Consider the following 22,360-nt stretch of genomic DNA (forward strand, 5'->3'; position numbering starts at 1 on the left):
AGTGTTACCCGGGGCAGCAACAACCGCCATTCGCGTGACTACCCTCAGTGAAAGCCCCAGGCCAGAGGCGGAGCTGGACCCGCTCAGGTTTCGCTACTGGAGCTGCGCGAGGGGGCTGCCTTCGAGCTGCTCCAGGAGAGCAGCAGGACCCTCGTAGACGGCTGACGCGCCGGCTTCCTCGAGCTCGGCGCGGGAGATGCCACCGCAGAGAAGACCCAGGCACGTCACATGCGCCTGGGTCGCGGCCTCCATGTCCCACCGTGAGTCGCCGACGAACACCGCGCGCTCGGCGGGCGCCCCGGCCAGTTTCAGGGCATGCTCAACCGGATCGGGAGCGGGCTTTCCCCTCTCCACGTCGTCGGCACTGGCCGTCGCGCTGATGGCGTCGTCGGCGTCGATGGCCCGTCGCAGCGCGGTGAGTTCCGCGCCCCCGGCGGAGGTGACCAGGACGACCGTCCAGCCATGGTCGGCCAGGGCCCGCAGCAGGTCCCCCGCCTTCTCCTGCGGCGGCAGCCGGTCGGAGTACGTCCCGTACAGCGCCTTGTGCGCCTTGCTGATGACGTCGTCCCGGCCGGTGTCCCGGCCCTCCCCGAGCAGATGCGCGATCAGGTCACCGCTGGGCAGTCCGAGCGCCCGATGGATGTCGTGCATCGCCACCCGGTGCCCGGCCTGCCGGAAGGCTTCCCACCACGCCGTCACATGGAGGTGATTGGTGTCGGCAAGTGTGCCGTCGACGTCGAAGAGAGCCGCACGTTGCATAGGGCAGGTTCCTTCTACCGGTATCCGGTCGTGCCTCTCGTCCGGACGGATGAATGTTGAGTTCAGTCCGCGACGAGGGCCCGGACGCTGCAGTCCGCGACGAGCGCTCGGATGCTCTCGAAGCGGCAATGTCTGATCTCTCACCTCTATCAGGCATTGGCAACTGTCGCCGTCCGAAAGGCACGGCCATGCTCCGGACCCGCTCCCATCACCTGGGGAGCAACGGCCCCAGCGGCCCCAGGTCGATATTGAGGTCTTCGGGCTCCAGTCCGAACCTCTCCCTCAGGACGTCCATCCGGTCCTCCAACAGCATCAGAGTGAGCCCGATCCGCTCCTCCTGGTCCTCCGTCAGGTCCCCCACGTCCACGCGGCGCAGTGCCTGCCGCTCCATGAGCTGGCGCAGCAGCTCCACCACCGTCAGAACCAGCTTCGCCAGATCGCGTTCGACAGTGTCGGGGTCCAGGTCGACCCTGCGCCTGCCGCTCATCCGGGCTCCTCCCAAGGGGATGCGACTCGGGCGTTCACCGAGCTGACCAGCGCCTTGAGGTCGATGCGTACGAGATCGACGTCGGCGATCCGAAGGGTGACGTCGCCTGCGATCACGACACCGCCCGCGAGCAGTCTGTCGAGCAGGTCGACCAGCGCGATTTCGCGATGGGCCAGCGGCGCCGGGGCAGTCATCGGTCCCCCACCTCGCCCGTGAAGGAGTACGGGGCCCACGGGCCGGTCAGCTCAACCCGTATGCCCGGCTCGTGCGGTCGCAGCTCGTCCAGGTTCTCGACGAAGACCGCGCTCTCCTCGCACGGAACGAGATAGGCCGCGTTGAGGACATTGTGGCCGGCTGCCCCGGAGAGCTGTGCCTGCTGCGGGCGGTGCAGCCTCTCCGCCTCCGCATGACGGGACAGCTTCTCGTGCAGTCGCCGCGACACCGCGTCGGCGCGCTCCCAGATTCCTTCGTCGGCGCGGCGCTCCTGAAGGCGCCTGCGCAGGTAGTCGCGGCCGGTCGATGCGGGGGCGGGGGCGGGCGCGGGGGACGCTGCTGCGGGTTCCGGCGTTTCCGCGTACACCTTGACGCCCCATTCGACGCGCCCGTCGAGCCTCTCCAAGGTGCGGACGAACCGGTCGTGGCCCGCGTCGAGCAGTCGTCGCACGCCGTCTTCGTCCCGGCATACGGTGGCGAGCCGCAGCGGCAGCGGACAGCTCAGCGACGTGAGCGCCGCGATCACGGCCTGGTGGGCGTGGGCGGTCTCGGTCAACCAGTCGAGTTCCTCGAGATGGGCGCGGAGCGGGATCTCATTGAAGTCGTCGGCGGACACCGCGGATACGACGGCGACCAGGTCGCCGTGGTGCAGTACGTACGGCCGTGTGTCCGCGACCCCGCGGAGACCTTCGGCCAATGGCCCGTCGAATGGGCGGGTCACGGCGTACACATAGCGCAGCTCATTCATGCCGACTCCTTGCGCTCCTCACTGGTTCGATGAGCCGATTCCAGTTCCGCGATGCGGCGCTGCAATCGCTCGTTCTCCTCGGCCAGTTCGCGGCGGCGGGCACCGGAGGAGAGCGCCGGGTCGTCCTCCCACCAGTCGATCCCCATTTCCTTGGCCTTGTCGACGGAGGCGACGATCAGGCGGAGTTTGACCGTCAGCAGCTCGATGTCCAGAAGATTGATGCGGATGTCGCCCGCGATGACGATTCCCTTGTCGAGCACGCGCTCCAGGATGTCGGCGAGATTCGCGCCGCCGGAACCGCCGTAGGGGTCTGGGAGCCTGCTTGCGGTGGTCATCGGCGCCCGCGGTTTCCGGTCCCGGCGTACTCGGCCTCGTCTTCCACCTCGGCCTCGTCCTCATCCAGGCCCTGGTCCTCGTCGTCGGCCTCGGCCTCGTCCTCGTCCTCGTATTCGTACTCGTCTTCCGGTTCTTCCTCCGCTTCGTCGTCCTCGTACACGATCTGCTCGTCCCGCTCGTCCCGCTCGTCCCGCTCGTCCTGCTCATCCGCTGCGGCGTCATCGTCGCGGCGCACCACTTCGCCGTCCCGGATCTCGCCGCGCCACCCGTCTTCTGCCTCACCGCGCATTGAAATATGGCGGGCGAAGTTCTTGAGATCGAGCCGGGCGCGCCGGCCCTGGGCGCGCCAGAGGTTGCCTGTCCTCTCGAACAGCCCCTTGGGGTAGTACTCCAGGACAAGCAGCACCCGGGTCAGGTTCTCGCCCAGTGGATGGAAGGTGACGACACCGTTCGCACTTCCCTTGGCTCCTTGCGACGTCCACTGGATGCGGGTGTCCGGTATCTGCTCGGTGACGTGGGCCTGCCAGCTACGGCTCGACCAGAAGATCTTCAACTGCCAGTCCGATGTGGCGTCGTCGGCGGTGCTCACGCTCTTGACGCCCCTGGTGAACGTGGAGAAGTCCTGGAAGAGTGACCACTGGTCGTAGGCCTCGCGCACCGGGACTCCGACATCGACGGACTCCATGATGACGACGGGCTTACTCCCTCCCCTGGCCTTCTTCCGCTTTCCGCCGAAGCCCTTGAGGGTCTGGGTGACATTTTCCTTGATCCGCGAGGCCCCCAGTTCGACTGCGCTGCGGAGCGGGCCCTTGCCCTGGGCGGCCTTGCGGCCGCCTTCCACAGCCAGCTTGGCGAGGCCGGGACTGCGGCCCTCCGCGATGTCGTTGAGCTTGACCGTGGTACGGCCGAGGGTTCGGCCGACCGAAGTCATCTTCTGCTGGGCCTGCACGGCCAGATAACTCAGCAGCTCCTCTTTCAGTTTCTGGGCAGCGGGGTTGTCCGCGCTCAGCAGGCTCAGTTTCTCAGCCATGGCTCCGGCCTCCCCTCGAGGTGGCCTTCTTGGCAGCCGCCTTCTTTGTGGTGCGCCGGCCGGTCCCGGTCGCCTTCTTGGCGGGGCTCCTGCGCGTGGGCGTCGCCTTCTGCGCCGTCTTCTGCGCCGTCTTCTTCGTCCGCTTTCCCGACGTGCCTCGTTCCTGCGGCTCCTTCTCCTCGTCCTCCTCCAGGTCCTCATCGCCCTCGGCCTTGTCCTCACCGAGCACGTCGGAGGCAGCGCCGTCGATTCGGTCCTGCACATTCAACGTCCGCTCGTGCAAGCGATCGGCGATCCCTTCGAGCTGCCGGTTGACCAGCGCCCCGGTGGCCGCCCTGCCCACCCCGCGCAGGTCCTCGCGCAGTTGGTCGCCTATCTCCTTGAACTGCGGGTTGTTCTGCAGCTGTTGACTGACGAGGTCGCCGAGTGCCCTCGGGTTCAACTGCAGCCGCTTGCCGGCCACCATCGTGCCGATGGCGAACGCCAGCTTCGCCTTTCTCGTGCGCCCGAGCACATACCCGGCGCCCACGGCGAGTCCCATCACCAGACGGTTGTTCAGCTTGTTCATTGCTTCTGCTCCCTGTTCTGCATGATCTGCAGCCGCTCCAGGAGTTCGTCCTCGCGGCGGTCGAACTCGGCCTCGTCGATGTCGCCCGCATCAAGTTGCTCCGCGAGACGGGCAAGTTCGGCCTGGACGGCCGACGGGTCGTAGTACTGCCGCTCCGCCTCGTCCACCACCTGTTGCAGCACCCAGACGGTGCCGCGCACGGGTGCGACGGGCAGCAGCAACAGCTCTCCGAGCAGCCCCATCTCTCACTCCACGAAGCTGTACGGAGGGAGGGGTCCGGTCACGGTCAGCGCCAGGTGCGACTGTTGCCGGCGCAGCTCGTCGACGGCATTCAGGAAGTCGGCACCGTGTTCGCGGATCACGAGGAAGGAGAGATTCATCAGCCATCCGGTGCTCTGCGGCCCGGCGCTCACCTCCTCGGCCGATCCTTCGAGCGTCGCCCGCACCAGATCGGCGTCCCGGGTCTCGCGCAGCTGCACGGCGGCCGCAATGCGCTCGCCGAGCTGCATCTTCTGGTCGTGCGAAGCGCCCTGGGCGGTCCGGCCTGCCTCGGCCATGGCCCGTAGCCCGGGATCGTCGGCGAGCACCCGGTGCAGGACAGCCTCTTCGTCGTGCGTGGCCTTGACGTTGTACTCGGTCTTGCCGTCGAGTGCGCTCAGCCGGTCGAGATAGTGGTCCTCACGTTCCGCGAGCACGGCTGTCAGTGTCTCGTCGTCCGGCGAGATACCACCGAAGCGCAGGGGCAGTACGGTGCCCTCCTCGCCCGCTTCGCGCAGCACGTTCTGGTGCGCCAACAAGTCGCGCCGCTTGGGCTTCAGGTCTTCGGGTGCATCGCTGACCAGAGCCACGAGCCTGCCCTGCCTCAGGATGCGTACAGGCCGCGGCGGGTCGCCCACTCCGGTCGCCATTTCCGGGAGGCTCGGGTGCGAACTCCGTGCGATGCCGTAGACGTACGTACTCACTCCGTCTCCTCCTTCTTGCTGCGGGACGTCGTGCGCCTGGTGCGCGGCCTGGATTCGGCCTTCTCCTTCTCGTCGTCACGGCCCTGCCGGAACGAGTCCGAGATCTTCTCCGCGGCACCTTCCAGCACGCCCTTGGACTTACCGCGCGCTCCGGACTCCGTGATCTCGCCGACCAGATCGGGCAGACCCGGGTCCTTGCGCGGCCCGGCCTCGAGGTCGAGCCGGTTGCATGCCTCCGCGAAACGCAGATACGTGTCGACGCTGGCGACCACGATCCGGACATCGATCTTCAGGATCTCGATTCCTACGAGAGAGACCCGTACGAAAGCGTCAATGACCAGCCCACGGTCGAGTACGAGTTCCAGGACGTCGTAGAGGCCACTGCTGCCTCCACCCCTGCTCTGCTGTGCCGGCACAACGGTCATCGATACCAGTCCTCCTTTGTCGGTTTGGTCGGTCGCGCGGCGGACCTGCTACTTGGGGTCGGCCCTGCCGCGCTCGTAGCGGCGGACGCGTCGGTAGCCGGTCAGCTCGCCCTGGGCGTCGAGGGTCACCTCGTACGTCGCGAGGAGGCTTGTCGTCGTGGGGACGCGGGCCAGTTCGAGCACCTCGACCTCCAGCGACCAGCCGTCCTCCGTCTGGACGAACGACGAGACCGATTCGGCCTCCATGCCGGTGAGCTCCGTCAACTGGCCACGCGCCTGACGCAGCAGCTCCATCGGGCCCGGCCTGTCCGCCGCACTCTCGTTCTTCTTCGGTGTGTTCTCTGATGAATTCGCCATGGCTCCTCCTTTCTGCGAGTAACACGAACGCGCGATTTCAAACACCAACTTGCGAGGAGTGGCGTCGAGTTGGTCATTCCGGACATGTACGGAGGTTTGCCGAGACAGGAGGGGGAACCCGGAGAGGAGGTCCCAGGAAAGGAGAGGCCATGGAGCTCATCGCCGTGCTCGTTCCGATAGCGATGCTGGGCATCGTCCTCGCGCTCGGCCGCTATGAAGAACTGATGCTGCCGCCTCAGGAGGAGGTGAACGTCGAGTACGCGACCGGCCGCCACATGCAGCCGCTCGGCGTGCCCTCGCTTCCGGAAGGCGCGACAGTGGAGGGAGCAGTCGGCGGCCGTCCGGGACGCGGGTAGTTCCCCGCGCCCGGCTCCGCGGTCGCCGTCGCGGTGCGAAGGAGCTGAGATGCACCCTGTGGAGGCGCTGGAACGGATCGCGTTTCTGCTGGAGCGCTCCCTCGCGGAGACCTACCGGGTCCGCGCCTTTCGTACCGCCTCCGCCGTGCTGGCCCAGATGTCCGACGCCGAAATCCGCCGGCGCGCGAAGGAGGGGTCACTCGAAGCCGTCAAGGGCATCGGCCCGAAGACAGCGGGTGTCGTACGGGAGGCGCTGGCCGGAGACGTACCGCTCTACCTTCAGCGACTGGAGGACGAGGCGTCCAAGCCGCTTGCCGATGGCGGGACCAAGCTGCGCTCCCTGCTGCGCGGCGACTGCCATCTGCATTCGGACTGGTCGGACGGCGGCAGCCCCATCGAGGCGATGGGGCGGGCGGCGATCGCCCTGGGCCACGAGTGGGCCGCCCTCACCGATCACTCTCCCCGGCTGACCGTCGCGAGTGGGCTGTCCGCCGAGCGGCTGCGTGAGCAGTTGGAGGTAGTGGCGGAGCTCAACAGTCAGTGGTCCCCCTTCCGGCTGCTGACCGGCATCGAGTGCGACATCCTGTCGGACGGCTCGCTCGACCAGGAGCCGGAGCTGCTGGATCAGCTGGATCTCGTGGTCGTCTCGGTCCACTCCGAGCTGCGTATGGAGTCGGCGGCCATGACACGGCGCCTGGTCAAGGCTGTTCAGAACCCCTTGGCCGATGTGTTGGGCCACTGCACGGGCCGACTGGTCGCCGGCAAAAAACGGCCCGAGTCGCAGTTCGACGCGGACGAGGTCTTCGCGGCCTGCGCGGCCCACGGCACGGCCGTGGAGATCAACAGCAGGCCCGAGCGACGGGATCCCCCCAAGCGTCTGCTGCGCCAAGCGGTGGCTGCCGGAACCTGCTTCGCCATCGACACGGACGCACACGCCCCGGGGCAGCTCGACTGGCAGATCATCGGCTGCGCCCGGGCCGAGGAGTGCGAGGTGCCCGCGGAACGAGTGATCAACACCTGGAGGGCGGCGGACCTGCTCGACTGGACCGAATCCCGCGTGCGCCCGACCTCGTGACCGGAAGCCGTTCGACTACCTGCTTCGACTACTTGCGGGCCGGTGCTCGACGCGGGCATACGGATCGGATCCTAGCCCTCGACGCCGGTAGCGCTGTGGGGAGTTCCGACGGGCTTGGACTCCGGCGAGCCGCGCTGGCGAAGATAGACGGAGAGAATCACCATCGAGGCGACCGCCAGCAGCTCCGACTGCCAGTTCTGCAGGGTACGGTCCCAGAAGTCCGCCGACTTGACGTACTGGGACCAGCTCATCGGCGGCCGCAACCCGCGCAGTCGCTCCTCGTTGTGGGCGGCCGCGCCGGCGATGGACTGGGCGAGCCACGACAGCACGAACACGGAGCCCATGACGGTACCCAGCGAGCTGGAGTACAGGGCCTGGCGCAAGCGCCCGCCGGACGCCCACCGGGGCGAGTCCGGCTCGGCGAACACACCGACCTTCTGGTCCCTGTCCGACTCCGGTCCCGCCTCGTCGAGCTTCTTGGATTCCGGCGAACCTCGCTGGAGCAGCCAGACCGTGCCGAAGATGTAAAGGGAGAACTGGAGATACTCCGACTGCCAATTCTCCGTCACGTCCACGGCGAAATCGGAAGTGGTGAGGTAGGCGCCGAGGCCGATGGGGTGGAGGCTGTCGGCGACCAGTTGGTCGTTGAAGCTGGCGTGGCCGGCGAAGGCCTGTCCCGCCAGGGCAAGGAGGAAGCCCCCGCCGAAGACCAGCGTGAGGCCGTGCTCCTTGAGGACGCGGCGTACGGAAGTCACCGATGTGTCGCCCCCACCACGATGAAGTAGGCCAGGCCGCAGTAGACGACCGCCAGGCACAGGCCGAACAGTGTCCGTGTCATGTCGTCATCCCCCCTTGACGATGCACTTGTACGGCTGCCCGGCACGAGGGGAGCAGCCGGCAGCCGTGACCTTCCAGCCGTCCGGGAACACGGACAGGAACACTGTGTCGCCGTTGAGAACCACACGCGCCTGCCGGCCGTACACATTCACCAGTCGGACCGCGCCCGCCTTCGGCGGCGGCGCGTCGGCCACAGCCGCCGGGCAGTCCGCCTCTGCCGTGTCCTCGAGCTCCTCGACTGTTCCTGGGGCAAGGGCGGCGCAGGCCTGTACGCCGTCGCCTTCACGCAGGCTGGTCTCGAACCGCTCAACAGCGCGGGAGGCCGCCTGCTCCCGCCCGGTGACCGCGGCGCAGCCGGTCAGTGCCGTCATAGCCACCGTGAACGACAGGAGACGGCACAGAATCGGGCACGGCACGCTTCCTCCACTGCCGTCGGGATGTCGCAGACCGACCATGCCCGGCACACAGCCACGGGTCTCGCCCACCCCCTCCGACACGCACGTCATTCACCCGGCTGCGCCCCGATCGCAGGTGAGATCAGCCGCCGAGACCTCCGCTGCCGAAGGGCCCGCCGGAGTCGTGCGGCCGCTCGGGTGGCACGGGCCTTGAGCCCATATTTCCGTAGCCCCTGAGCTCGTGAGGCGCGAGGCGTACGCCTCCTTCCGCGAACTCGTCGGGTTCCCGGCGGCTCTCGACATGGGCCCGATGAACGGGCCGCCGCGGCTGCTCGTCCGGTCGCGGTGGAGGGTCGCGCCTGCTGCGCGCGCCCCACCACCAGACCAGTCCGACGAGCAGCACGAGGAGAGCGAGGGCGAGGGCGACGAGGACGAAGCTGACGCCTGCGAGTGCCCCAGTACCGGCGCCGAACTCGGTGAGCCCGTCGCCGGCCGGGTGACTGAAAGTAACCATGATGACCGGGTACCCCAACTGAGCGCCGTACTGCCAAAACCGGAAAATTCGCCCGGCCTCCGCGGCCCGCCCGGAGAGACATCCGTGGTCGCTTGCAATAAGTGATCGCGCGGACGCTGCACGTGAGCGAAACGAGACAGGATATTCTGCCCGTGATGCCCCTATTCGACCGGGACGCTGAGTGCGATGGACAAGGAACCGAGACGGGCCGATAGGACGTCGAGCCACGATGTCTACGGCGCGCCCTGCTGGATCACTCTGCTGGCGCGCGACCTGTCACAAGCGCAGGCCTTCTACGGCGCGGTACTCGGATGGCGATTCCGGCGCGCCAAACTCGGGGACCAGTTCAGTATCGCCATGCTCGAGGGCATGCCGGTTGCCGGCCTCGGCACGCCCGACCCCGCACTGCGGGCACCGGCCGGCTGGACGCCGTATTTCGCGGTCGCCGACGCGGACGAGACCGCGGCGCGGATACTGGAGCGCTGCGCCACGGTCGCAGTGGGCCCGCTGACCTTTCCCGTCGGCCGTGGCGCGCTGGCCGCGGACCGGGACGGAGCCGTCTTCGGCATCTGGGAAGGACAGCTCGTCTCGGACTGGCTGAGCTGGCGCAAGAACGCGCCGGCCTGGCTGCGTCTGCGGACACGGGACGCGTTCGATGCCGCGATCTTCTACGGGCAGGTCCTCGACTGGGCATGCGAACGGCCCGGCTGCTGCGAGGTCGAGTACGAGAAGGAAGAAGTCGTACTGCGCCACGACGGGCACATCGTGGCCCGTCTGAGCTCCGGCGCGGTCGAAACCGCACCGGACCCCATGATCCGGCCGCGCTGGCACGTCCACTTCCCCGTCGCCGATGTGACCGCCACTGCCGAGGCGGTACGCCGTAACGGAGGCATGGTTCTCGGACAGCGCGACACTCCCGATGGCCAGGCAGCGACCGTGTGCGACACCGAGGGCGCCCCCTTCACGGTCACCAGCCGCACATTCCCCGACTGAGCCACCACCCTGCCCACCGCGCCGAGTCCTGGCGGCGGCCATCGCGGCGAGGAAGGGCTGCGCGAGCACGGCCAGGGTGATGTGCCGGGCGCAGCCCGAGGTGGTTTCGTTGCCCGGTTGGTGACGCTCCCGCAGTTCGGTGTCAGGGACTCGTGCACCCCGAACCTGCCCCGAAGCGTCGCGGTTGGGGCAGCATGCGGAGGGGACCGGTGCCCAGGGCCGCTTCCGGCTTCGGCCGGATCGTCGTTCCGGGCACGGGCCGGAGCTGCCAGCGCGTGCTGATGGCGGCGAGAGCCAGGGTCGCCTCGGCCAGGCCGAAGGCGTCACCGATGCATTTGCGGCTGCCGGCGCCGAAAGGCACCATCGCGCCATGCGGCACTGATGCTGCCCGTTCAGGAAGCCAGCGATCGGGGTCGAAGCGACCGGGATCGGGGAAGAGATCGGGATTGCGGCCGAGGACGTAGGGGCTGTACAGGACGATCGCGCCCGGCTTCAGCTGCTCCCCAGCGAGTTCAGTCTGGACGGTGGCTGTCCGGCTGAGCAGCCAGGCCGGCGGGTAGAGACGAAGGGTTTCGGTGACGACGCGTCGGGCGTAGTCCAGGGCGGGCAGGTCGGCGAAGGCCGGCAGTCGTCCAGCGAGGATGCGGTCGGCTTCGTCGTGCAACTGCTTCTCGACCTCGGGGTGTCGGCTCAGCAGGTGGAGGGCCCATGCCAGGACGCTCGCGGTGGTCTCGGTGCCGGCGATCAGCAGGGTCATGACCTGGTCGCGGATGTCGTCATCGGTGAAGCCCTCACCGCTCTCCTCGTCCCGGGCGCCGACCAGAATCGACAGCAGGTCTCCGTTGTCCGCCCCCGAGCGCCGGCAGCCCTGGATCGTCTCGTCGATGACTGCACGCAGCCTCCTGCGTGCCTCCTTGAAGCGCCTGTTCTCGGGGGTGGGAAGTCTCTCCAGGAGACCGACCGGCGAGGTCATCCGCCGGTAGATGCCCCGGAGGATGACGGGGAGACAATGCTGTACGTCGGCAACGGCACGACCTCCGATCGTGGTGGAGAACAACGTTCGCGTGGTGACCCGGACCGTCAGGGCATGCAGCGTGGCGCCGAGGTCGATGGCACGGCCTTCCTCCCATGAGCCGAGCATGGACTCGATCTCTTCGCACATCACTGCGGCGTAGGAAGCCGTGCGGCTGGAGTGAAAGGCAGGCTGCACCAGCCGGCGCTGCAACCGGTGCTCCGCCCAGGCCGAGGTGAACAGGCCGTTTCCCACGAGGGGTCGGACCTTGTCGAACAGCGGGCCGCCCTTGTCGTAGGTGCGCGGGTCCAGCAGCACCTGCCGTACGAGCTCGGGGCGGCAGGCCAGATAGGCGCGCTGGGGGCCGAGACGGATCTCGACCAGGTCGCCGTGCGCGGGCAGGGCAGCCAGGAACTCCAGCGGACGGCGCCGCAGAGGGATCGCATGGCCGAGAACGGGGAGCCGGCCGGGAGCGTTGCCTTTCGTCGGCGGCACAGCCATGCCGGTTGTCGACAGGCGTGTGCTCGGCCGTATGCGTGCAGTCTCTGCCACTCTTCAGCTCCTCGTCATGGACGGTGTCGCTGCCCGCGACCCGCTGCTCTCAACATTGGTATCCGTATCGGTGTTGGGCCGTGCCCGGAATCGGGCGACGGGTGCGGTGAGGCTGATCCAGCCCGAGGTGGAGCCGTCCCAGACATAGCCGTCGCCGAAGTAGCGAGGCGTGAGGTACTCGAACTCCGCACTGCCACCGATCAGGTGGTCCAGGCCGTTCAGATAGGCACGGATGTCCGCGCGCGTTCCGTGAGGACCGTTCAACATCCGGTCCCGAGCCACGATGTAGGCGTTCTCGTGATGACCGACCAGCTCATGAAGCCGGTCGACGCACTGCTGCAGACCCAGTCCCCCACGCTCGATCAGCACGCGAACCACCGTCATCTTGTCGCCCTGAGCGTGCTCCTTGCGCCACGAGAGCAGGTCGTTGACGATGATCATCTGCCGCATACAGTGCTTGTGCACGTCCGCGAGCAGCCGATCGAGTCCGGTCATGTCGACGCCCGCCGCATATTCGGTCATCAACCGGATGAAGTCGCAGCCGAAACTCTCCAGACGCACGGTCATACAGGTCTCGTAGTCCGGCACCCGCTCCGTCAGCTTGAACCGGATCTCGGTGACGCACCCATGCAGAAACGCTTCGAGAGCACCGGCGAACCGTCGTTTCTGACCGGGAGAGAGCCCAGGGCTGATACGACGCCACAGCTCCTTGCCCGCTACGCCGTAGGGAAAGTCCTCTCTCCCGCCGCAGTCACCGTGGAAGTCGTCCATGATCTCGGCGAACGCATCGCGGGCACTGGCCTCATCGGCTCCCAGCGCCGAACGGTCCGAGACGAAGCTGTCTATGACGGTGACGTACTGGTACCAGTCCGCGACATCGAGCGCCCGCTGCTCATCCGCGTACGGCACGGTCAGTGGCCCGTACAGTCCGTTGCGCTGGCGCAGGTAGCGCAGCAGGTCTTCCTCGCTCGCGAAGCAGTCGCCGAGCCGGCTGCGCACCCAGCCGTTCGACCGGAACTCGATCTGCGCTGCCTTGGGGTGGTAGGCCACCGGCAGCAGGCGAGGCAGCTCGGGCAGGAAGAATTCGGTCATGACGTCCTCACGGAAGCGGAAGCGGCGTGGGCGAGTTGACGCAAGGTTTCGACGGGGCCGCCTCCGCGAAAGGGGCGTGGTCGAGGGCTTTCACGTACAGCTCGACATCGGTGCGAGCCGCCATGGTGTGGCCCTTCGCACCTGCCACAGCAGCACGCATGGCTCCCCTCCGAGGGAGCGAGACGAGGAAGCAACAGCGAGCAAGTCAGAGCGGGGATCAGGCGCTCCCCCGTCCGTTCGCCCTGGATGCTTCACCTCTCGACGCACAGGGAAACCGACGATGCTGCCCCTGGCGCACCATGCCCCCACGATGTGGTGCACGGCACGGCGCGCGCGGGCTACCGTGCGCCGTTGACTACGCGGGTGGTGCTCCGCTAAGCGGCTCATGCCGCACCACACTCAAGCGGCGAGGCCTCAGCCCCGCCGCGACCAGCTCGTCGCGCGCCCGTGCCGCAACACCCCCGGCCCCGCACTGACCGGCCAGATCCACACCACGGTGCAGAGGCTCGGCCGCTTGCGAGAGAAGCCCGGCACGGCGCAAAGCTGTGCCGAGCTCGACCAGAGCGCCCGCGAGTTCGTACGACGACGGCGACAACTCCAGCGTAGTGACGGCACGCCGCAGCAGAGCAATTCCCTCGGGCCCGTCCGTCATCCGGGCGAGCACAGACAGCGCCTTCCCCACTGCCGTGGCCGTACCGAAGCGCTCGGCGCGGCGCAGTGCCTCCTGCGCCAGATCCAGCGCCCGCCCAGCATCCGTCGTCCGGGTAGCCAGCGCGAGTTGGGGCAGCCACGGGCACCAGGCCGGATTACGCATTCCACGCAGGTCGAGGCGACGGCCCACCGAGGACAGCCCTTCAGCGGCCTCCTTGTCCATACCCCGGGCCAACAGCAGTTCGCCGTGGACAGTCTCGGCGTCGGGAAGCGTCACGGCCGACGGGAACGGCTTGCCGAACCGGCGGGCGACCGCCAGCTCCTGGGCAGCCGCGGTCTCTCCGCGGGCCATCAGGATTTCGATCAAGGTGGCCATCGCGTACCACTGCGCATGAATGCCCGCGGGCCCCAGGCGGTCCGCGAGTTGCAGCCCGGCGCGTACAAAGTCCTCGGCACCGGTGAGCTGACCTTTCCAGAACCGGATGTAACCGAGCAGGCTGTAACCGAGCGAGAGATGCACCCCGCGCCAGCCCTGCTGTTCGTACTCCGCGATGGCTCCCGCGTACAGATGCTCGGCCCGGTCCGGGCGGTCGCAGTACAAGAAGGTGAGGGCCACCAGCGACGGGACTTCGAAGCCCCACCTCTCGTCCGTCCAGCTCATCCCGCCGGAACCCAGCGCCCGCTCCGCGAACTCCACCGCGGTTGCCGCCGGTTCGCCGCGCACCATCGCATCCCATGCGCGCAACCCGTAGAGGTAGCGCTCGGTCTGGCTCTCGCCGGACAGCCGCTGCGTGAGGTGGCTGAGCCGACGGGACAGAGCCGGGGCTTCCCGGTCGTCGGCGGTGAACGCGGACATCCTGAAGTGCTCCATGAGCATGCGAAGGCGTTCTCGCGAGTCCGTGGCCGTACGGAATTCCTCCATCGCCAGGTCCGCCGCCTCCGTGAGCCGGTCGCAATGCGACAGCGCCCGCCCGAGACGGATCACGATGCTCTGCCGCAGTGCCGGCTGCAGATCAGGCTCCTCCAGCGCAGCCCGCAAATGGTTGACCGTCACCGCCGGATCGTGCAGGAGCGCCGGGGAACCGAGTTCGTGCAGCACCGTGGCCCGCAGTCCCGCGGGCGGAGGCTCGCGCAGGGCGCGGCTCAGGCAGCGCCGGGCAGCGTCGGGAGCGCCGCGGCGCACATACTCCCGGGCCGCGTCGCGTAGCTGCTCCGCCACCCAGACATCCCCCTCCGGCTGTGTCTCCAGCAGATGTCGGGCCGCCGCAGCCGGACCCTTGCCCGCCTCCACGAGCTCCCAGGCGGCCTTGCCGTGCAGTGCCACCCGCATCGCGGGCGGGATGGCCCGATAGACCGCCGTCGCGATCAGCGGATGGACGAACTCCGGCTTCATGCCGTACGTCAGAATGCGCTCGGTCCGCAGCGTGTCCGTCGCTTGCGCGGCCTCGGCCGGTCCCTGCGCCGCCAGCGCCGCAGCCATGCCGAAGGTCGCCTCCGAGCCAAGGACGGCAACAGCCCAGGCCAGCCGCACCGCGAGCGTGCCCAGCTGCTCCAGCCGCTCCGCCAGGCCGCCGCCCCTGGTCTCGGCAGCAAGGTCCCGCAACGCGCAGGCGTTCTCCCTCCCGGGGACCAGCTGGCCGTCGCGTACCTTCGCCGCCAGCTCGACCGTCTCGAAGGGATTGCCGCCGGTGACCAGCCAGGCTTCACGGCAGAAGTCGTCGTCGGCCTCGGTGCCCAGCGCCTCGCGCATCAGATGGGCGACCGCGGCCGGCGTCAACGGCGCCAGGTCGAGCGGACCCACCCGGTTCCGCTCGACCATGTCGCTGAACGTCGTGGCTTCATCGGTCATTTCCTCCGCGCGGTACGCGACGACCAGAAGTACGGGCAGTTCCTCGACCCGTACGGCAAAGGAGGTCAGCCAGGCCAGGGATTCGGCGTCCGCCCAGTGCGCGTCGTCGACGACCAGGACCAATGGGCCGCGCTGTACCGACACATGCGTGACCACCCAATCCAGACCGTCCCGCACACCTTGAGGATCCGGCACCACGCCTTCCACGGCGGGACTCAAGCCGACACAAGGGCCTACGATGCCGTACCAGTCGCCCAGCAGCTCCCGGCGCTCGCTCTCGGAGTACGAGGCCAGCAGCGGCTGGAGCAACTGCCGCACCACATGGAAGGCCAGACTCCGCTCCTGCTCGCCGCCCTTCGCGAAGAGCCCTGTGCACTCCCGCTCGGGCGCAAGGCGACGCACCTCCTCCAAGAGGGTCGTCTTGCCTGCTCCGGCCGGTCCTGTGAAGGCCAGCAAGCCACCGCGCCGTGCTGAGGGAATCACCTCACCCGTCGTCGAACGGCCGCTCACGGCATCCAACGCCGCCTTGACAATGACCAGTTCGGCATCTCGCTCAAGGGCTCTCGGCACGATCCGTATGTCCCCCTCGCGCTGCTCCTCGTTCGGTGCTGGACCCACGGCTCGCTGCGTGTCCGACCAATCCGTGGCCACCCGTTCCCCTCCTGGCACGACGAGCATGCCCGTCGGCGATCCCGCCCTTGACGTAGCGTATCCCCGGGATCACCGTCAGCGAGAGGGCGGCGGGGCAGAAACATCCTCATGAGTGGACACGCCATGACGATGTCCCGCTCCGCCGGCGCGTTGACACTCCGTGAATGCGGCGGTGTGGTGGTCAGCCGGGCCAGGTTCCGGTCAGACGGTGCACGGCACTGGCGCCGCCGCGGTCGACCGCCGCCTTGACCGCGGCGAAGATCGCACCCTGCAGGCCGGCGGCGATCAGAACTTCCCGCCAGCTGCGATCTCTGTCGGTGGCGTCGGGAGCATCCTCGTCGTGGCCGGTGGCCTTCCATACCTGCTTGAAGACCGCGCCGGCGAGAGCACCGCTCGTGGCGCCCAGCACCAGGCCGACCGGCTTGTAGGCAACCTTGGACGCTTTCATCAGCTCTTCCTCCTGCGCCGGGCGAGGACGATGACGGCCAGGGCGGCTGCACCGGCGATGAGCAGGTTGCGGTTGCCACGCGCGACCCGCACCGTCCGGGCGACCTTGTCGCGCACCGGCTCCGGGGTGTTGTCCTGGATCTTCTCTCCGAAGGCGTGGGCAGTCTCGGCCAGTTGCTGCTTGGCATACGCGGCCTTGTCGCGTACCGCCTCCGGAGTCTTGTCCTGCGCAACGTGGAGGGAGTGGGCAGTCTTGTCCTGCGCACTGTGGAGAGCGTGGGCTGCCTTGTCCTGCACCTCGCTCTTGACCCTCGCCGCCTTCTGCTGTGCCTGGGCCTTGATGTCGGCCTTGGCGGCAAGCGCCTCGACTGTCCGACCGAGTTCCTCGCGGGTTCCCTGCGCCTGCTCGCGCAGTGCTTCAGGGGTGCGTGTGGCGTCGTTGTTCCGGGACTTGTCCGTCATCGGTGTGCCCTCTCCTTGATCTCGGCGACGTCGTCCTTGACGCCCTCGATGGCTTGCTCGGGGCTGGGCGGGGCGGCCAGGCTGATCTGCTTCCTGCCCACGGCGGCAAGCACGCCGGCCACCGCGAGGAGGACGGCGGTCACGGCCAGCGCCGAGATCCACAGCGGCCAGATCAGGTCCAGAGCCACGATCGCGGTGGCCGCTAGGGCCTGCAGGGCGATGAAACCGATGACGCCGGCTCCGCCGTACAGGCGGCCACCCCTCCCGAACCGTTTGCCCTTCTGCTGCATCTCCGCCTGCGCCAGTCGCAGCTCCTGCCGCATCAACCGGGATATCTGCTCCGATGCCTGCTTGACCAGGTCGCGCACGGATTCCTCGGAGTCCTGGCGCGGCGGGTGGTCCGGTGACCTGTTCATCGTCGTGACCCTCCGTTCGGTTCGTGCACGGCTTGATCTCCACGGCGAGTACCCGAGCCCGGTCGGCCCATTCGTCCGACCACCGCCGCAACTGAGGGAGTCGCAGCAGAGTGCGGAGCAGCGGCCGGGGGCGCGGTGCACGGGGGCGAGTCAGCGGTCGCCCATCTCCTTGCGTTCCTCATCGGTCCACGTGCGGGTGTCCCGCGGCTCCACGTAGGGCTCTTCCTCCTTGGGGTGGCCGCCGATGATCGCGCGTTCGCGGACCATCTCCGCGTCGAATTCCAGGCCGAGCAGGATCGCCAGATTCGTGATCCACAACCAGACCAGGAAGATGATCACTCCGGCCAGGGTCCCGTAGGTCTTGTTGTAGGAGGCAAAGTTCCCCACGTACAACGCAAAGCCCGCCGAGGCGATCATCCAGATCACCAGAGCCAGGAAACTCCCCGGAGTGATCCACTTGAATCCGCGACCCTTGGCGTTCGGTGACGCCCAGTACAGGATCGCGATCATGATGGTGACCAGCACCACCAGCACCGGCCACTTGGCAATCGACCACACCGTCAGCGCCGTGTCCCCGATCCCCAGCGCCGTACCGACCTCCCGGGCCACACCGCCGGTGAACACCACGATCAACGCACTGACGCAGGCAAGGGTCATCAGCACCAGGGTGACGCCCAGCCGGACCGGCAGCACCTTCCACACCGGGCGGCCCTCAGGCACGTCATAGACGGCATTGGAACTGCGAATGAACGCCGCCACGTACCCCGACGCCGACCACAGCGCGACCAGCAGACCGACAATCGCCACCACCGAACCGGTGCCACCGTTGCCCTGGAGCTGTTCGATCGCATTCGAGACGACATCCCGCGCCGGGCCGGGAGTCATCTTCTTGATGTTGTCCAGAACCCTTTTGGTCGCCGACTCACCGGCGATGCCAAGCAGCGAGACGAGGACCAGCAGCGCAGGGAAGAGCGCCAGCACCCCGTAGTAGGTCAGCGCCGCAGCACGGTCAGCCAGCTCATCGTCCTTGAACTCCGCCACCGTCCGCTTCAGCACCGCCCGCCACGACTTTTTCTGCATCGCTGTCGGATCATCCGGAGCGTCACGCTCCACCTGCGGATCCGGCCCGGGCCGGCCGCCGTCCGGCTCCGAATCCGTCCCACGAGCCGCACGCCGGTGCTCGCCATCCTGCCGACGTTGCTCATCCCGCTTGGCCTGCCACATTGGTGCCATACCGTGCGGGTGACCGCAAATCACTGTCCTGAAACTGGCGCCTGGTGCCTTATCCCTGGTGCCTGGGCGCGCGCCCCCCGTGGGCGCCCGTAGCGTGCTGGCATGACAGCGTCACTTCGCCTGGAGAAGGTCACTCCCGACAACGTTCTTGCCGCATGCCGGTTGGCGGTCCGCCCCGACCAGGAGCATTTCGTGGCTCCGGTCGCGCGGTCGCTGGCCGAGGCGTACGTGCAACCCGATATCGCCTGGCCCCGGCTGATCTTCGATGGCGAGCAGCTCGTGGGCTTTGTGATGGCCTTCTTCGAGGTCCGTTTCAACCCGGACGATCCGAACGACCGGCCACGCTCCGGACTGTGGCGGCTGGCCATCGCCGCCGGTGAACAGGGGCGGGGGTACGGCCGCTTTGCGGTGAAGTCCGTGTGCGAGGAGATTCGCCGACGCGGACAGATGCGGGCGACGGTGACCTGGAAGCCGGGCGAGAACGGACCCGAGCAGTTCTATCTGCGGCTCGGTTTCCTCCCGACCGGAGAGAAGAGCGAGGACGAACTCGTCGGCGAGCTGGATCTGACCGGGGCCTGAGCACACCGGCCCGTAGCCCCGGCATGATCCACCGGAAACACTCTCGACGAAGCGGGACCGCGTCAGGTGCGCATTCAGCTGCGCGGAAGAAGGGTACCGAGTGGTCCGAGGTCGAGGTTGAGGTCTTCGGGACGCAGCCCGTGCTGGTCGCAGAGTTCGGTCATGCGTTGCTCGAGCAGCATGAGTGTTGTACCGATCTCGTCGACCTGTTTGTCAGTGAGATCGCCCAGTTCAACACGGCGAATCGCCTGACGTTCCATCAGCTGTCTGAGGAGCTCCACCACGGTCAGGACAAGCGCGACGAGGTCATGTCCCATCTGGTCCCGGTCCAGGTCGAGTCGACTGGCCGTCATAGGGGGCCTCCATCCGCCCAGGGTGCGGGAACTCGCTCGTTGACGGACGACAGCAGTGCGTGCAGGGACAGCCGCACCAGTGGAACGTCGGCGATCGCGATGACCAAATCGCCGCTGATGACCACGCCAGTGGCCAGAAGACGGTCCAGGAGGTCGACGAGCGGAACTCCGATGGGGCCCGACAGGGGCCCCGGAGCATCCCAGGGCACCACCTCGTGCGTCATGGCTTACACCTCGCCGACGAAGGAGTACGGCACCCAGGGCCCTGAAACTTCGATCTGCGCCCCGGTCCGCTGCTGCAGCGCCTGGGCCAGGCGGCCGAGTTCATGAACCCGGTGCTCGGCCACCAGGTAGGTGGCGTTGAGGATCTGAATACGCCGATTACCCGCCGGCTCCTGGCCGTGGGACCGCAGCCGGCGGAACGCGGTTGCAAGGGCCTGGAGTTCGGCATCAACTTCGTCGGCGATGCGCAACGTCTCTTCTTGGTGGCGTTCGCGCCGTTGCTGAATACCTCGCTTGCGATCCAGGTAGGCAAGTCCGGTGCCGGGGGCCGGGGGGGCGGACACAGCTGGTGGGGTGGTAGGGCGCGCGGTGTCCGTCGGGGTGCTGGGGGCGTACACCTTCACTCCCCATTCGGCGTGATTCTCGATGCGTTTCAGAACAGCGTGGAAACGGTCCGCTTCGCTCGCCAGAGCTTTCCGTGCGCTCGCGTCGCTGAGGTACAGAGTGGCCAGCGGAAGGGGAACCGTAGGGCCGCCGACGGAAACGGCGGAAACCACTTCATGGTGAGCGCGTGCACATCGCTCGAGCTCATCGCGGTCCGAGAGGCGTTCCTGCCAAGCCTCGTCGATGAAGTCAGCAGCGGGCACGTGCTGGACGACAGCGGTGAGCGTCCCGAACGGCAGACTTCGCACGGGCGCTTCGCCCGAGAGGCCGGGCAGCCCCGTCACCGTGGCCGGCTCCAGGCTCCGGCAGACAGCGAAGACGTAGGTGGCGACGGCGGAGTCGGGGGCCTGCTCCTTCATGCGCCTCGTTTCTCCTTGGTCCGTTGCAGGGACGAGGTGTCGTCGTACCCCTTCGATTCCAGCGCCTCCAGGCGATCACGCAGCTGGCGATTCTCGTCCTGCAAGGCGCTGCGGGACGCGCGGGAGCTCAGTGCCGGGTCCGTCTCCCACCAGTCGATGCCGGCCTTCTTCGCCGTGTCCACGGATGCCACGAACAGACGGAGCCGGATGGTCAGGAGCTCGATGTCGAGAAGGTCGATCTTGATATCACCGGCGATGACGATCCCCTTGTCGAGGACGCGCTCAAGAATGTCAGCGAGGTTGGTGGCCTGGGGCCCGCCGACGGGTTGGGAGCCTTGTCTGAAGTCAACGTCGGTCACGTCGCCGCCTCATTCCTCTCTCCTCGTCGTCAGGTTCCTCTTCCTCTTCCTCTTCCTCCTCCCACTCACCGTCCTCGTCTTCCTCGTCTCCCTCGTCTCCCTCGTCTCCCTCGTCTTCCTCGTCTCCCTCGTCTCCCTCGTCTCCCTCGTCTCCCTCGTCTCCCTCGCCTTCCTCCGTGTCCTCGGCCTCTTCATCAGCTGCTTCTTCGTCCTCCATGGCCTCTTCATGGGACACCACAACCTCGCCGTCACGGATTTCGCCGCGCCAGCCTTCGGGCTCCTCGTCGGTGAGGGTGACGTACCGCTGGAAGTGTTTGAAGTCCAGTCGCAATCGGCGACCCTGCGCGCGCCACAGGTTGCCGGTCTTCTCGAAGAACCCGGATGGGTAGTACTCCACGACCAGGACGATGCGGGTCAGAGTCGGCCCCAGCTCATGAAAACTGACGGCTCCGCGGGTGGTGCCCTTGGCACCCTCGGACGTCCATACAATGCGGTCGTCGGGAATCTGCTCTTGTACGGTCGCTTTGAAGCTCCGCGAGGAAGGCCCGACCTTGACCTTCCAGTCACTGGACATCTCGTCCTCCATCGAGACGTCGCGGACCCCCTTGGTGAAACTGCTGAACTGGTCGTACTGCGTCCAGTGGTCGTAGGCCGTGCGTAGAGGCACTCCCACATCAAGGACTTCGATGATGTTCATGGACTTGCCGCTGCCGGCCTTGCGCTTCCCTTTGCCTCCGCCAAAGGCTTCTTTGGCTTTGTCCACGACGTTGTCCTTGACGCCTTTTGCCTTCTCGGTGACAAAGGCTTTCAGCGGTGACTCTCCCTGCAGGACGGAGCCGACCGCAGGCATGAGGGACCCGCCGTTCTCGGCGACGTCGGTGAGCCGATCTGTAACACCGGTGAGCTTGTCGCCTGCCTTCTCAGCAAGTTGCCGCATCTGTGCGCTGAGGAAGTTCGACAGCTCTTCGCGGAGACGGTCGATACCCGACTCTTCTGCCTCGGGCTCGTCTCTTTTCGTCCTGGCCATGGTTGGCTACCTCCGGCGATCGGCGCGGTTGGTTGTCTTCTTGGCGGCGCGCCGCGACGACGTCGTCTTCTTGGCCGCGCTCTTCTTGGCCGGGGCGGTCTTCTTGGCCGCGGCCTTCTTGGCGGGAGCCTTCTTGGCCGGGGCGGTCTTCTTCGCCGCGGCCTTCTTGGCGGGAGCCTTCTTGGCCGGGGCCGCCTTCTTCGCCGCAGCCTTCTTCGCAGGAGCCTTCTTGGCCGGGGCGGTCTTCTTCGCCGCAGCCTTCTTGGCGGGAGCCTTCTTGGCCGGGGCCGCCTTCTTCGCCGCAGCCTTCTTCGCAGGAGCCTTCTTGGCAGGAGCCGCCTTCTTCGCCGCAGCCTTCTTGGCCGGGGCCGCCTTCCTGCCTGCGGCCCTCGTGGAGCGCCCTCGGGGCGTCCGCGTTCGTGCGGATTGAGACCGCTTTGCTGCCGCTTCTCGAGAGCTGCGGCGCCGTCGCGGACTTACCTCCTCGGGCTCTTCCTCTTCCTCCTCGGGCTCTTCCTCTTCCTCCTCGGGCTCTTCCTCTTCCTCCTCGGGCTCTTCCTCTTCCTCCTCGGGCTCTTCCTCTTCCTCCTCGGGCTC

Annotated in this window: 30 protein-coding genes and 1 pseudogene; 4 read left to right on the plus strand and 27 right to left on the minus strand. The window is 67.5% G+C overall.

The annotated features are described in order from the left end of the window. Window positions 1-93: 93 nt before the first annotated feature. From AB0D12_RS33380 to AB0D12_RS33430, 11 genes are all read right to left on the minus strand, one after another. Window positions 94-759, minus strand: a complete 666-nt coding sequence (locus tag AB0D12_RS33380) for an HAD family hydrolase (RefSeq protein ID WP_362691339.1) — start codon at window positions 757-759, stop codon at window positions 94-96. A 208-nt stretch (window positions 760-967) separates the two neighbouring features. Further along, window positions 968-1,246 (minus strand): gas vesicle protein K, encoded by a 279-nt coding sequence (locus AB0D12_RS33385; RefSeq protein WP_362691342.1) that lies wholly within the window; start codon window positions 1,244-1,246, stop codon window positions 968-970. Continuing rightward, on the minus strand, window positions 1,243-1,440 hold the full coding sequence (locus AB0D12_RS33390) for a gas vesicle protein (RefSeq protein ID WP_327327759.1): 198 nt from the start codon (window positions 1,438-1,440) through the stop codon (window positions 1,243-1,245). Before AB0D12_RS33390 ends, AB0D12_RS33385 begins: the two co-directional genes overlap by 4 nt. Further along, window positions 1,437-2,207 (minus strand): GvpL/GvpF family gas vesicle protein, encoded by a 771-nt coding sequence (locus AB0D12_RS33395; RefSeq protein ID WP_362691346.1) that lies wholly within the window; start codon window positions 2,205-2,207, stop codon window positions 1,437-1,439. The genes AB0D12_RS33390 and AB0D12_RS33395 overlap by 4 nt, the downstream gene beginning before the upstream one ends. Next, window positions 2,204-2,542, minus strand: a complete 339-nt coding sequence (locus AB0D12_RS33400; RefSeq protein ID WP_362691349.1) for a gas vesicle protein — start codon at window positions 2,540-2,542, stop codon at window positions 2,204-2,206. Before AB0D12_RS33400 ends, AB0D12_RS33395 begins: the two co-directional genes overlap by 4 nt. Beyond that, the gene (locus AB0D12_RS33405) at window positions 2,539-3,573 is read right to left on the minus strand and encodes an SRPBCC family protein (RefSeq protein WP_362691352.1); all 1,035 of its coding nucleotides are present in this window, start codon (window positions 3,571-3,573) and stop codon (window positions 2,539-2,541) included. Before AB0D12_RS33405 ends, AB0D12_RS33400 begins: the two co-directional genes overlap by 4 nt. Further along, entirely contained in the window at window positions 3,566-4,141 is a 576-nt protein-coding gene (locus AB0D12_RS33410) for a DNA primase (RefSeq protein WP_362691355.1), read from the minus strand. Before AB0D12_RS33410 ends, AB0D12_RS33405 begins: the two co-directional genes overlap by 8 nt. After that, window positions 4,138-4,383, minus strand: coding sequence for a gas vesicle protein GvpG (locus AB0D12_RS33415; RefSeq protein WP_362691358.1), 246 nt, complete (start codon window positions 4,381-4,383; stop codon window positions 4,138-4,140). Before AB0D12_RS33415 ends, AB0D12_RS33410 begins: the two co-directional genes overlap by 4 nt. A 3-nt stretch (window positions 4,384-4,386) precedes the next feature. Then, window positions 4,387-5,103 carry a GvpL/GvpF family gas vesicle protein gene (locus tag AB0D12_RS33420; RefSeq protein WP_362691361.1) on the minus strand — a complete coding sequence of 239 codons (717 nt, stop codon included), beginning with the start codon at window positions 5,101-5,103 and terminating at the stop codon, window positions 4,387-4,389. Continuing rightward, window positions 5,100-5,528, minus strand: a complete 429-nt coding sequence (locus AB0D12_RS33425; RefSeq protein ID WP_362691364.1) for a gas vesicle structural protein GvpA — start codon at window positions 5,526-5,528, stop codon at window positions 5,100-5,102. Before AB0D12_RS33425 ends, AB0D12_RS33420 begins: the two co-directional genes overlap by 4 nt. Before the next feature lie 48 nt (window positions 5,529-5,576). Beyond that, entirely contained in the window at window positions 5,577-5,885 is a 309-nt protein-coding gene (locus AB0D12_RS33430) for a gas vesicle protein (protein WP_327327751.1), read from the minus strand. Window positions 5,886-6,034: 149 nt separating this feature from the next. On the opposite strand from AB0D12_RS33430, the gene AB0D12_RS33435 reads away from it, so the two are divergent. Next, a complete protein-coding gene (locus tag AB0D12_RS33435; RefSeq protein ID WP_362691367.1) occupies window positions 6,035-6,241 on the plus strand; it encodes a hypothetical protein in 207 nt (68 codons plus the stop codon). Window positions 6,242-6,290: 49 nt separating this feature from the next. Beyond that, window positions 6,291-7,316 (plus strand): PHP domain-containing protein, encoded by a 1,026-nt coding sequence (locus AB0D12_RS33440; RefSeq protein ID WP_362691370.1) that lies wholly within the window; start codon window positions 6,291-6,293, stop codon window positions 7,314-7,316. 71 nt (window positions 7,317-7,387) lie between these two features. Here the strand turns inward: AB0D12_RS33440 and AB0D12_RS33445 are convergent, their stop codons facing one another. From AB0D12_RS33445 to AB0D12_RS33455, 3 genes are all read right to left on the minus strand, one after another. After that, window positions 7,388-8,071 (minus strand): DUF6766 family protein, encoded by a 684-nt coding sequence (locus tag AB0D12_RS33445; protein WP_362691373.1) that lies wholly within the window; start codon window positions 8,069-8,071, stop codon window positions 7,388-7,390. Window positions 8,072-8,158: 87 nt separating this feature from the next. Then, window positions 8,159-8,524, minus strand: coding sequence for a hypothetical protein (locus tag AB0D12_RS33450; protein WP_362691376.1), 366 nt, complete (start codon window positions 8,522-8,524; stop codon window positions 8,159-8,161). 166 nt (window positions 8,525-8,690) lie between these two features. Further along, window positions 8,691-9,062, minus strand: a complete 372-nt coding sequence (locus AB0D12_RS33455) for a DUF6479 family protein (protein ID WP_362691379.1) — start codon at window positions 9,060-9,062, stop codon at window positions 8,691-8,693. A gap of 186 nt (window positions 9,063-9,248) precedes the next feature. Here AB0D12_RS33455 and AB0D12_RS33460 point away from each other — a divergent pair, with 186 nt between their 5' ends. After that, complete coding sequence (locus AB0D12_RS33460) at window positions 9,249-10,055, plus strand: VOC family protein (RefSeq protein WP_362691382.1); 807 nt, start codon at window positions 9,249-9,251, stop codon at window positions 10,053-10,055. A 142-nt stretch (window positions 10,056-10,197) separates the two neighbouring features. Here AB0D12_RS33460 and AB0D12_RS33465 read toward each other — a convergent pair whose 3' ends face one another. The 7 genes from AB0D12_RS33465 to AB0D12_RS33495 all read right to left on the minus strand — a co-directional run bounded on the left by AB0D12_RS33465 (window position 10,198) and on the right by AB0D12_RS33495 (window position 18,411). Next, a complete protein-coding gene (locus tag AB0D12_RS33465) occupies window positions 10,198-11,619 on the minus strand; it encodes a cytochrome P450 (protein ID WP_362691385.1) in 1,422 nt (473 codons plus the stop codon). A gap of 3 nt (window positions 11,620-11,622) precedes the next feature. Continuing rightward, entirely contained in the window at window positions 11,623-12,711 is a 1,089-nt protein-coding gene (locus tag AB0D12_RS33470; protein ID WP_362691388.1) for a terpene synthase family protein, read from the minus strand. Window positions 12,712-13,066: 355 nt separating this feature from the next. Further along, entirely contained in the window at window positions 13,067-15,829 is a 2,763-nt protein-coding gene (locus tag AB0D12_RS33475; RefSeq protein ID WP_362691391.1) for an AAA family ATPase, read from the minus strand. A 214-nt stretch (window positions 15,830-16,043) separates the two neighbouring features. Then, complete coding sequence (locus AB0D12_RS33480; protein WP_362691394.1) at window positions 16,044-16,310, minus strand: DUF4235 domain-containing protein; 267 nt, start codon at window positions 16,308-16,310, stop codon at window positions 16,044-16,046. After that, window positions 16,310-16,771 carry a DUF3618 domain-containing protein gene (locus AB0D12_RS33485; protein WP_362691397.1) on the minus strand — a complete coding sequence of 154 codons (462 nt, stop codon included), beginning with the start codon at window positions 16,769-16,771 and terminating at the stop codon, window positions 16,310-16,312. The genes AB0D12_RS33480 and AB0D12_RS33485 overlap by 1 nt, the downstream gene beginning before the upstream one ends. Beyond that, entirely contained in the window at window positions 16,768-17,187 is a 420-nt protein-coding gene (locus tag AB0D12_RS33490; RefSeq protein ID WP_362691400.1) for a phage holin family protein, read from the minus strand. The genes AB0D12_RS33485 and AB0D12_RS33490 overlap by 4 nt, the downstream gene beginning before the upstream one ends. Window positions 17,188-17,337: 150 nt before the next feature. Beyond that, a complete protein-coding gene (locus tag AB0D12_RS33495; RefSeq protein WP_362691514.1) occupies window positions 17,338-18,411 on the minus strand; it encodes a YihY/virulence factor BrkB family protein in 1,074 nt (357 codons plus the stop codon). A 111-nt stretch (window positions 18,412-18,522) separates the two neighbouring features. Here AB0D12_RS33495 and AB0D12_RS33500 point away from each other — a divergent pair, with 111 nt between their 5' ends. After that, window positions 18,523-18,999: a GNAT family N-acetyltransferase gene (locus tag AB0D12_RS33500; RefSeq protein WP_362691403.1), complete on the plus strand. Its 477-nt coding sequence runs from the start codon at window positions 18,523-18,525 to the stop codon at window positions 18,997-18,999. A 74-nt stretch (window positions 19,000-19,073) separates the two neighbouring features. On the opposite strand, the gene AB0D12_RS33505 is transcribed toward AB0D12_RS33500, so the two are convergent. From AB0D12_RS33505 to AB0D12_RS33530, 6 genes and pseudogenes are all read right to left on the minus strand, one after another. After that, window positions 19,074-19,352, minus strand: coding sequence for a gas vesicle protein K (locus AB0D12_RS33505; RefSeq protein WP_362691406.1), 279 nt, complete (start codon window positions 19,350-19,352; stop codon window positions 19,074-19,076). Beyond that, entirely contained in the window at window positions 19,349-19,576 is a 228-nt protein-coding gene (locus AB0D12_RS33510; RefSeq protein ID WP_362691409.1) for a gas vesicle protein, read from the minus strand. The genes AB0D12_RS33505 and AB0D12_RS33510 overlap by 4 nt, the downstream gene beginning before the upstream one ends. Before the next feature lie 3 nt (window positions 19,577-19,579). After that, window positions 19,580-20,377 carry a GvpL/GvpF family gas vesicle protein gene (locus AB0D12_RS33515; protein ID WP_362691412.1) on the minus strand — a complete coding sequence of 266 codons (798 nt, stop codon included), beginning with the start codon at window positions 20,375-20,377 and terminating at the stop codon, window positions 19,580-19,582. Beyond that, window positions 20,374-20,736 (minus strand): gas vesicle protein GvpJ, encoded by a 363-nt coding sequence (gene gvpJ, locus AB0D12_RS33520; RefSeq protein ID WP_362691415.1) that lies wholly within the window; start codon window positions 20,734-20,736, stop codon window positions 20,374-20,376. The genes AB0D12_RS33515 and gvpJ overlap by 4 nt, the downstream gene beginning before the upstream one ends. Further along, a complete protein-coding gene (locus AB0D12_RS33525; protein WP_362691418.1) occupies window positions 20,723-21,763 on the minus strand; it encodes an SRPBCC family protein in 1,041 nt (346 codons plus the stop codon). Before AB0D12_RS33525 ends, gvpJ begins: the two co-directional genes overlap by 14 nt. Before the next feature lie 6 nt (window positions 21,764-21,769). Further along, window positions 21,770-22,360: pseudogene (locus AB0D12_RS33530) on the minus strand (hypothetical protein); the annotation flags it as partial.

It is taken from the genome of Streptomyces sp. NPDC048479 (assembly GCF_040651435.1).
GTDB lineage: Bacteria > Actinomycetota > Actinomycetes > Streptomycetales > Streptomycetaceae > Streptomyces.

What these genes read in the sequence shown, in the direction of transcription:
- AB0D12_RS33380 (WP_362691339.1), bottom strand. Translation starts at nt 759, where the DNA reads ATGCAACGTGCGGCTCTCTTCGACGTCGACGGCACACTTGCCGACACC.
- AB0D12_RS33385 (WP_362691342.1), bottom strand. Translation starts at nt 1,246, where the DNA reads ATGAGCGGCAGGCGCAGGGTCGACCTGGACCCCGACACTGTCGAACGC.
- AB0D12_RS33390 (WP_327327759.1), bottom strand. Translation starts at nt 1,440, where the DNA reads ATGACTGCCCCGGCGCCGCTGGCCCATCGCGAAATCGCGCTGGTCGAC.
- AB0D12_RS33395 (WP_362691346.1), bottom strand. Translation starts at nt 2,207, where the DNA reads ATGAATGAGCTGCGCTATGTGTACGCCGTGACCCGCCCATTCGACGGG.
- AB0D12_RS33400 (WP_362691349.1), bottom strand. Translation starts at nt 2,542, where the DNA reads ATGACCACCGCAAGCAGGCTCCCAGACCCCTACGGCGGTTCCGGCGGC.
- AB0D12_RS33405 (WP_362691352.1), bottom strand. Translation starts at nt 3,573, where the DNA reads ATGGCTGAGAAACTGAGCCTGCTGAGCGCGGACAACCCCGCTGCCCAG.
- AB0D12_RS33410 (WP_362691355.1), bottom strand. Translation starts at nt 4,141, where the DNA reads ATGAACAAGCTGAACAACCGTCTGGTGATGGGACTCGCCGTGGGCGCC.
- AB0D12_RS33415 (WP_362691358.1), bottom strand. Translation starts at nt 4,383, where the DNA reads ATGGGGCTGCTCGGAGAGCTGTTGCTGCTGCCCGTCGCACCCGTGCGC.
- AB0D12_RS33425 (WP_362691364.1), bottom strand. Translation starts at nt 5,528, where the DNA reads ATGACCGTTGTGCCGGCACAGCAGAGCAGGGGTGGAGGCAGCAGTGGC.
- AB0D12_RS33430 (WP_327327751.1), bottom strand. Translation starts at nt 5,885, where the DNA reads ATGGCGAATTCATCAGAGAACACACCGAAGAAGAACGAGAGTGCGGCG.
- AB0D12_RS33435 (WP_362691367.1), top strand. Translation starts at nt 6,035, where the DNA reads ATGGAGCTCATCGCCGTGCTCGTTCCGATAGCGATGCTGGGCATCGTC.
- AB0D12_RS33440 (WP_362691370.1), top strand. Translation starts at nt 6,291, where the DNA reads ATGCACCCTGTGGAGGCGCTGGAACGGATCGCGTTTCTGCTGGAGCGC.
- AB0D12_RS33450 (WP_362691376.1), bottom strand. Translation starts at nt 8,524, where the DNA reads ATGACGGCACTGACCGGCTGCGCCGCGGTCACCGGGCGGGAGCAGGCG.
- AB0D12_RS33455 (WP_362691379.1), bottom strand. Translation starts at nt 9,062, where the DNA reads ATGGTTACTTTCAGTCACCCGGCCGGCGACGGGCTCACCGAGTTCGGC.
- AB0D12_RS33460 (WP_362691382.1), top strand. Translation starts at nt 9,249, where the DNA reads ATGGACAAGGAACCGAGACGGGCCGATAGGACGTCGAGCCACGATGTC.
- AB0D12_RS33470 (WP_362691388.1), bottom strand. Translation starts at nt 12,711, where the DNA reads ATGACCGAATTCTTCCTGCCCGAGCTGCCTCGCCTGCTGCCGGTGGCC.
- AB0D12_RS33480 (WP_362691394.1), bottom strand. Translation starts at nt 16,310, where the DNA reads ATGAAAGCGTCCAAGGTTGCCTACAAGCCGGTCGGCCTGGTGCTGGGC.
- AB0D12_RS33485 (WP_362691397.1), bottom strand. Translation starts at nt 16,771, where the DNA reads ATGACGGACAAGTCCCGGAACAACGACGCCACACGCACCCCTGAAGCA.
- AB0D12_RS33490 (WP_362691400.1), bottom strand. Translation starts at nt 17,187, where the DNA reads ATGAACAGGTCACCGGACCACCCGCCGCGCCAGGACTCCGAGGAATCC.
- AB0D12_RS33495 (WP_362691514.1), bottom strand. Translation starts at nt 18,411, where the DNA reads ATGTGGCAGGCCAAGCGGGATGAGCAACGTCGGCAGGATGGCGAGCAC.
- AB0D12_RS33500 (WP_362691403.1), top strand. Translation starts at nt 18,523, where the DNA reads ATGACAGCGTCACTTCGCCTGGAGAAGGTCACTCCCGACAACGTTCTT.
- AB0D12_RS33505 (WP_362691406.1), bottom strand. Translation starts at nt 19,352, where the DNA reads ATGACGGCCAGTCGACTCGACCTGGACCGGGACCAGATGGGACATGAC.
- AB0D12_RS33510 (WP_362691409.1), bottom strand. Translation starts at nt 19,576, where the DNA reads ATGACGCACGAGGTGGTGCCCTGGGATGCTCCGGGGCCCCTGTCGGGC.
- AB0D12_RS33515 (WP_362691412.1), bottom strand. Translation starts at nt 20,377, where the DNA reads ATGAAGGAGCAGGCCCCCGACTCCGCCGTCGCCACCTACGTCTTCGCT.
- AB0D12_RS33525 (WP_362691418.1), bottom strand. Translation starts at nt 21,763, where the DNA reads ATGGCCAGGACGAAAAGAGACGAGCCCGAGGCAGAAGAGTCGGGTATC.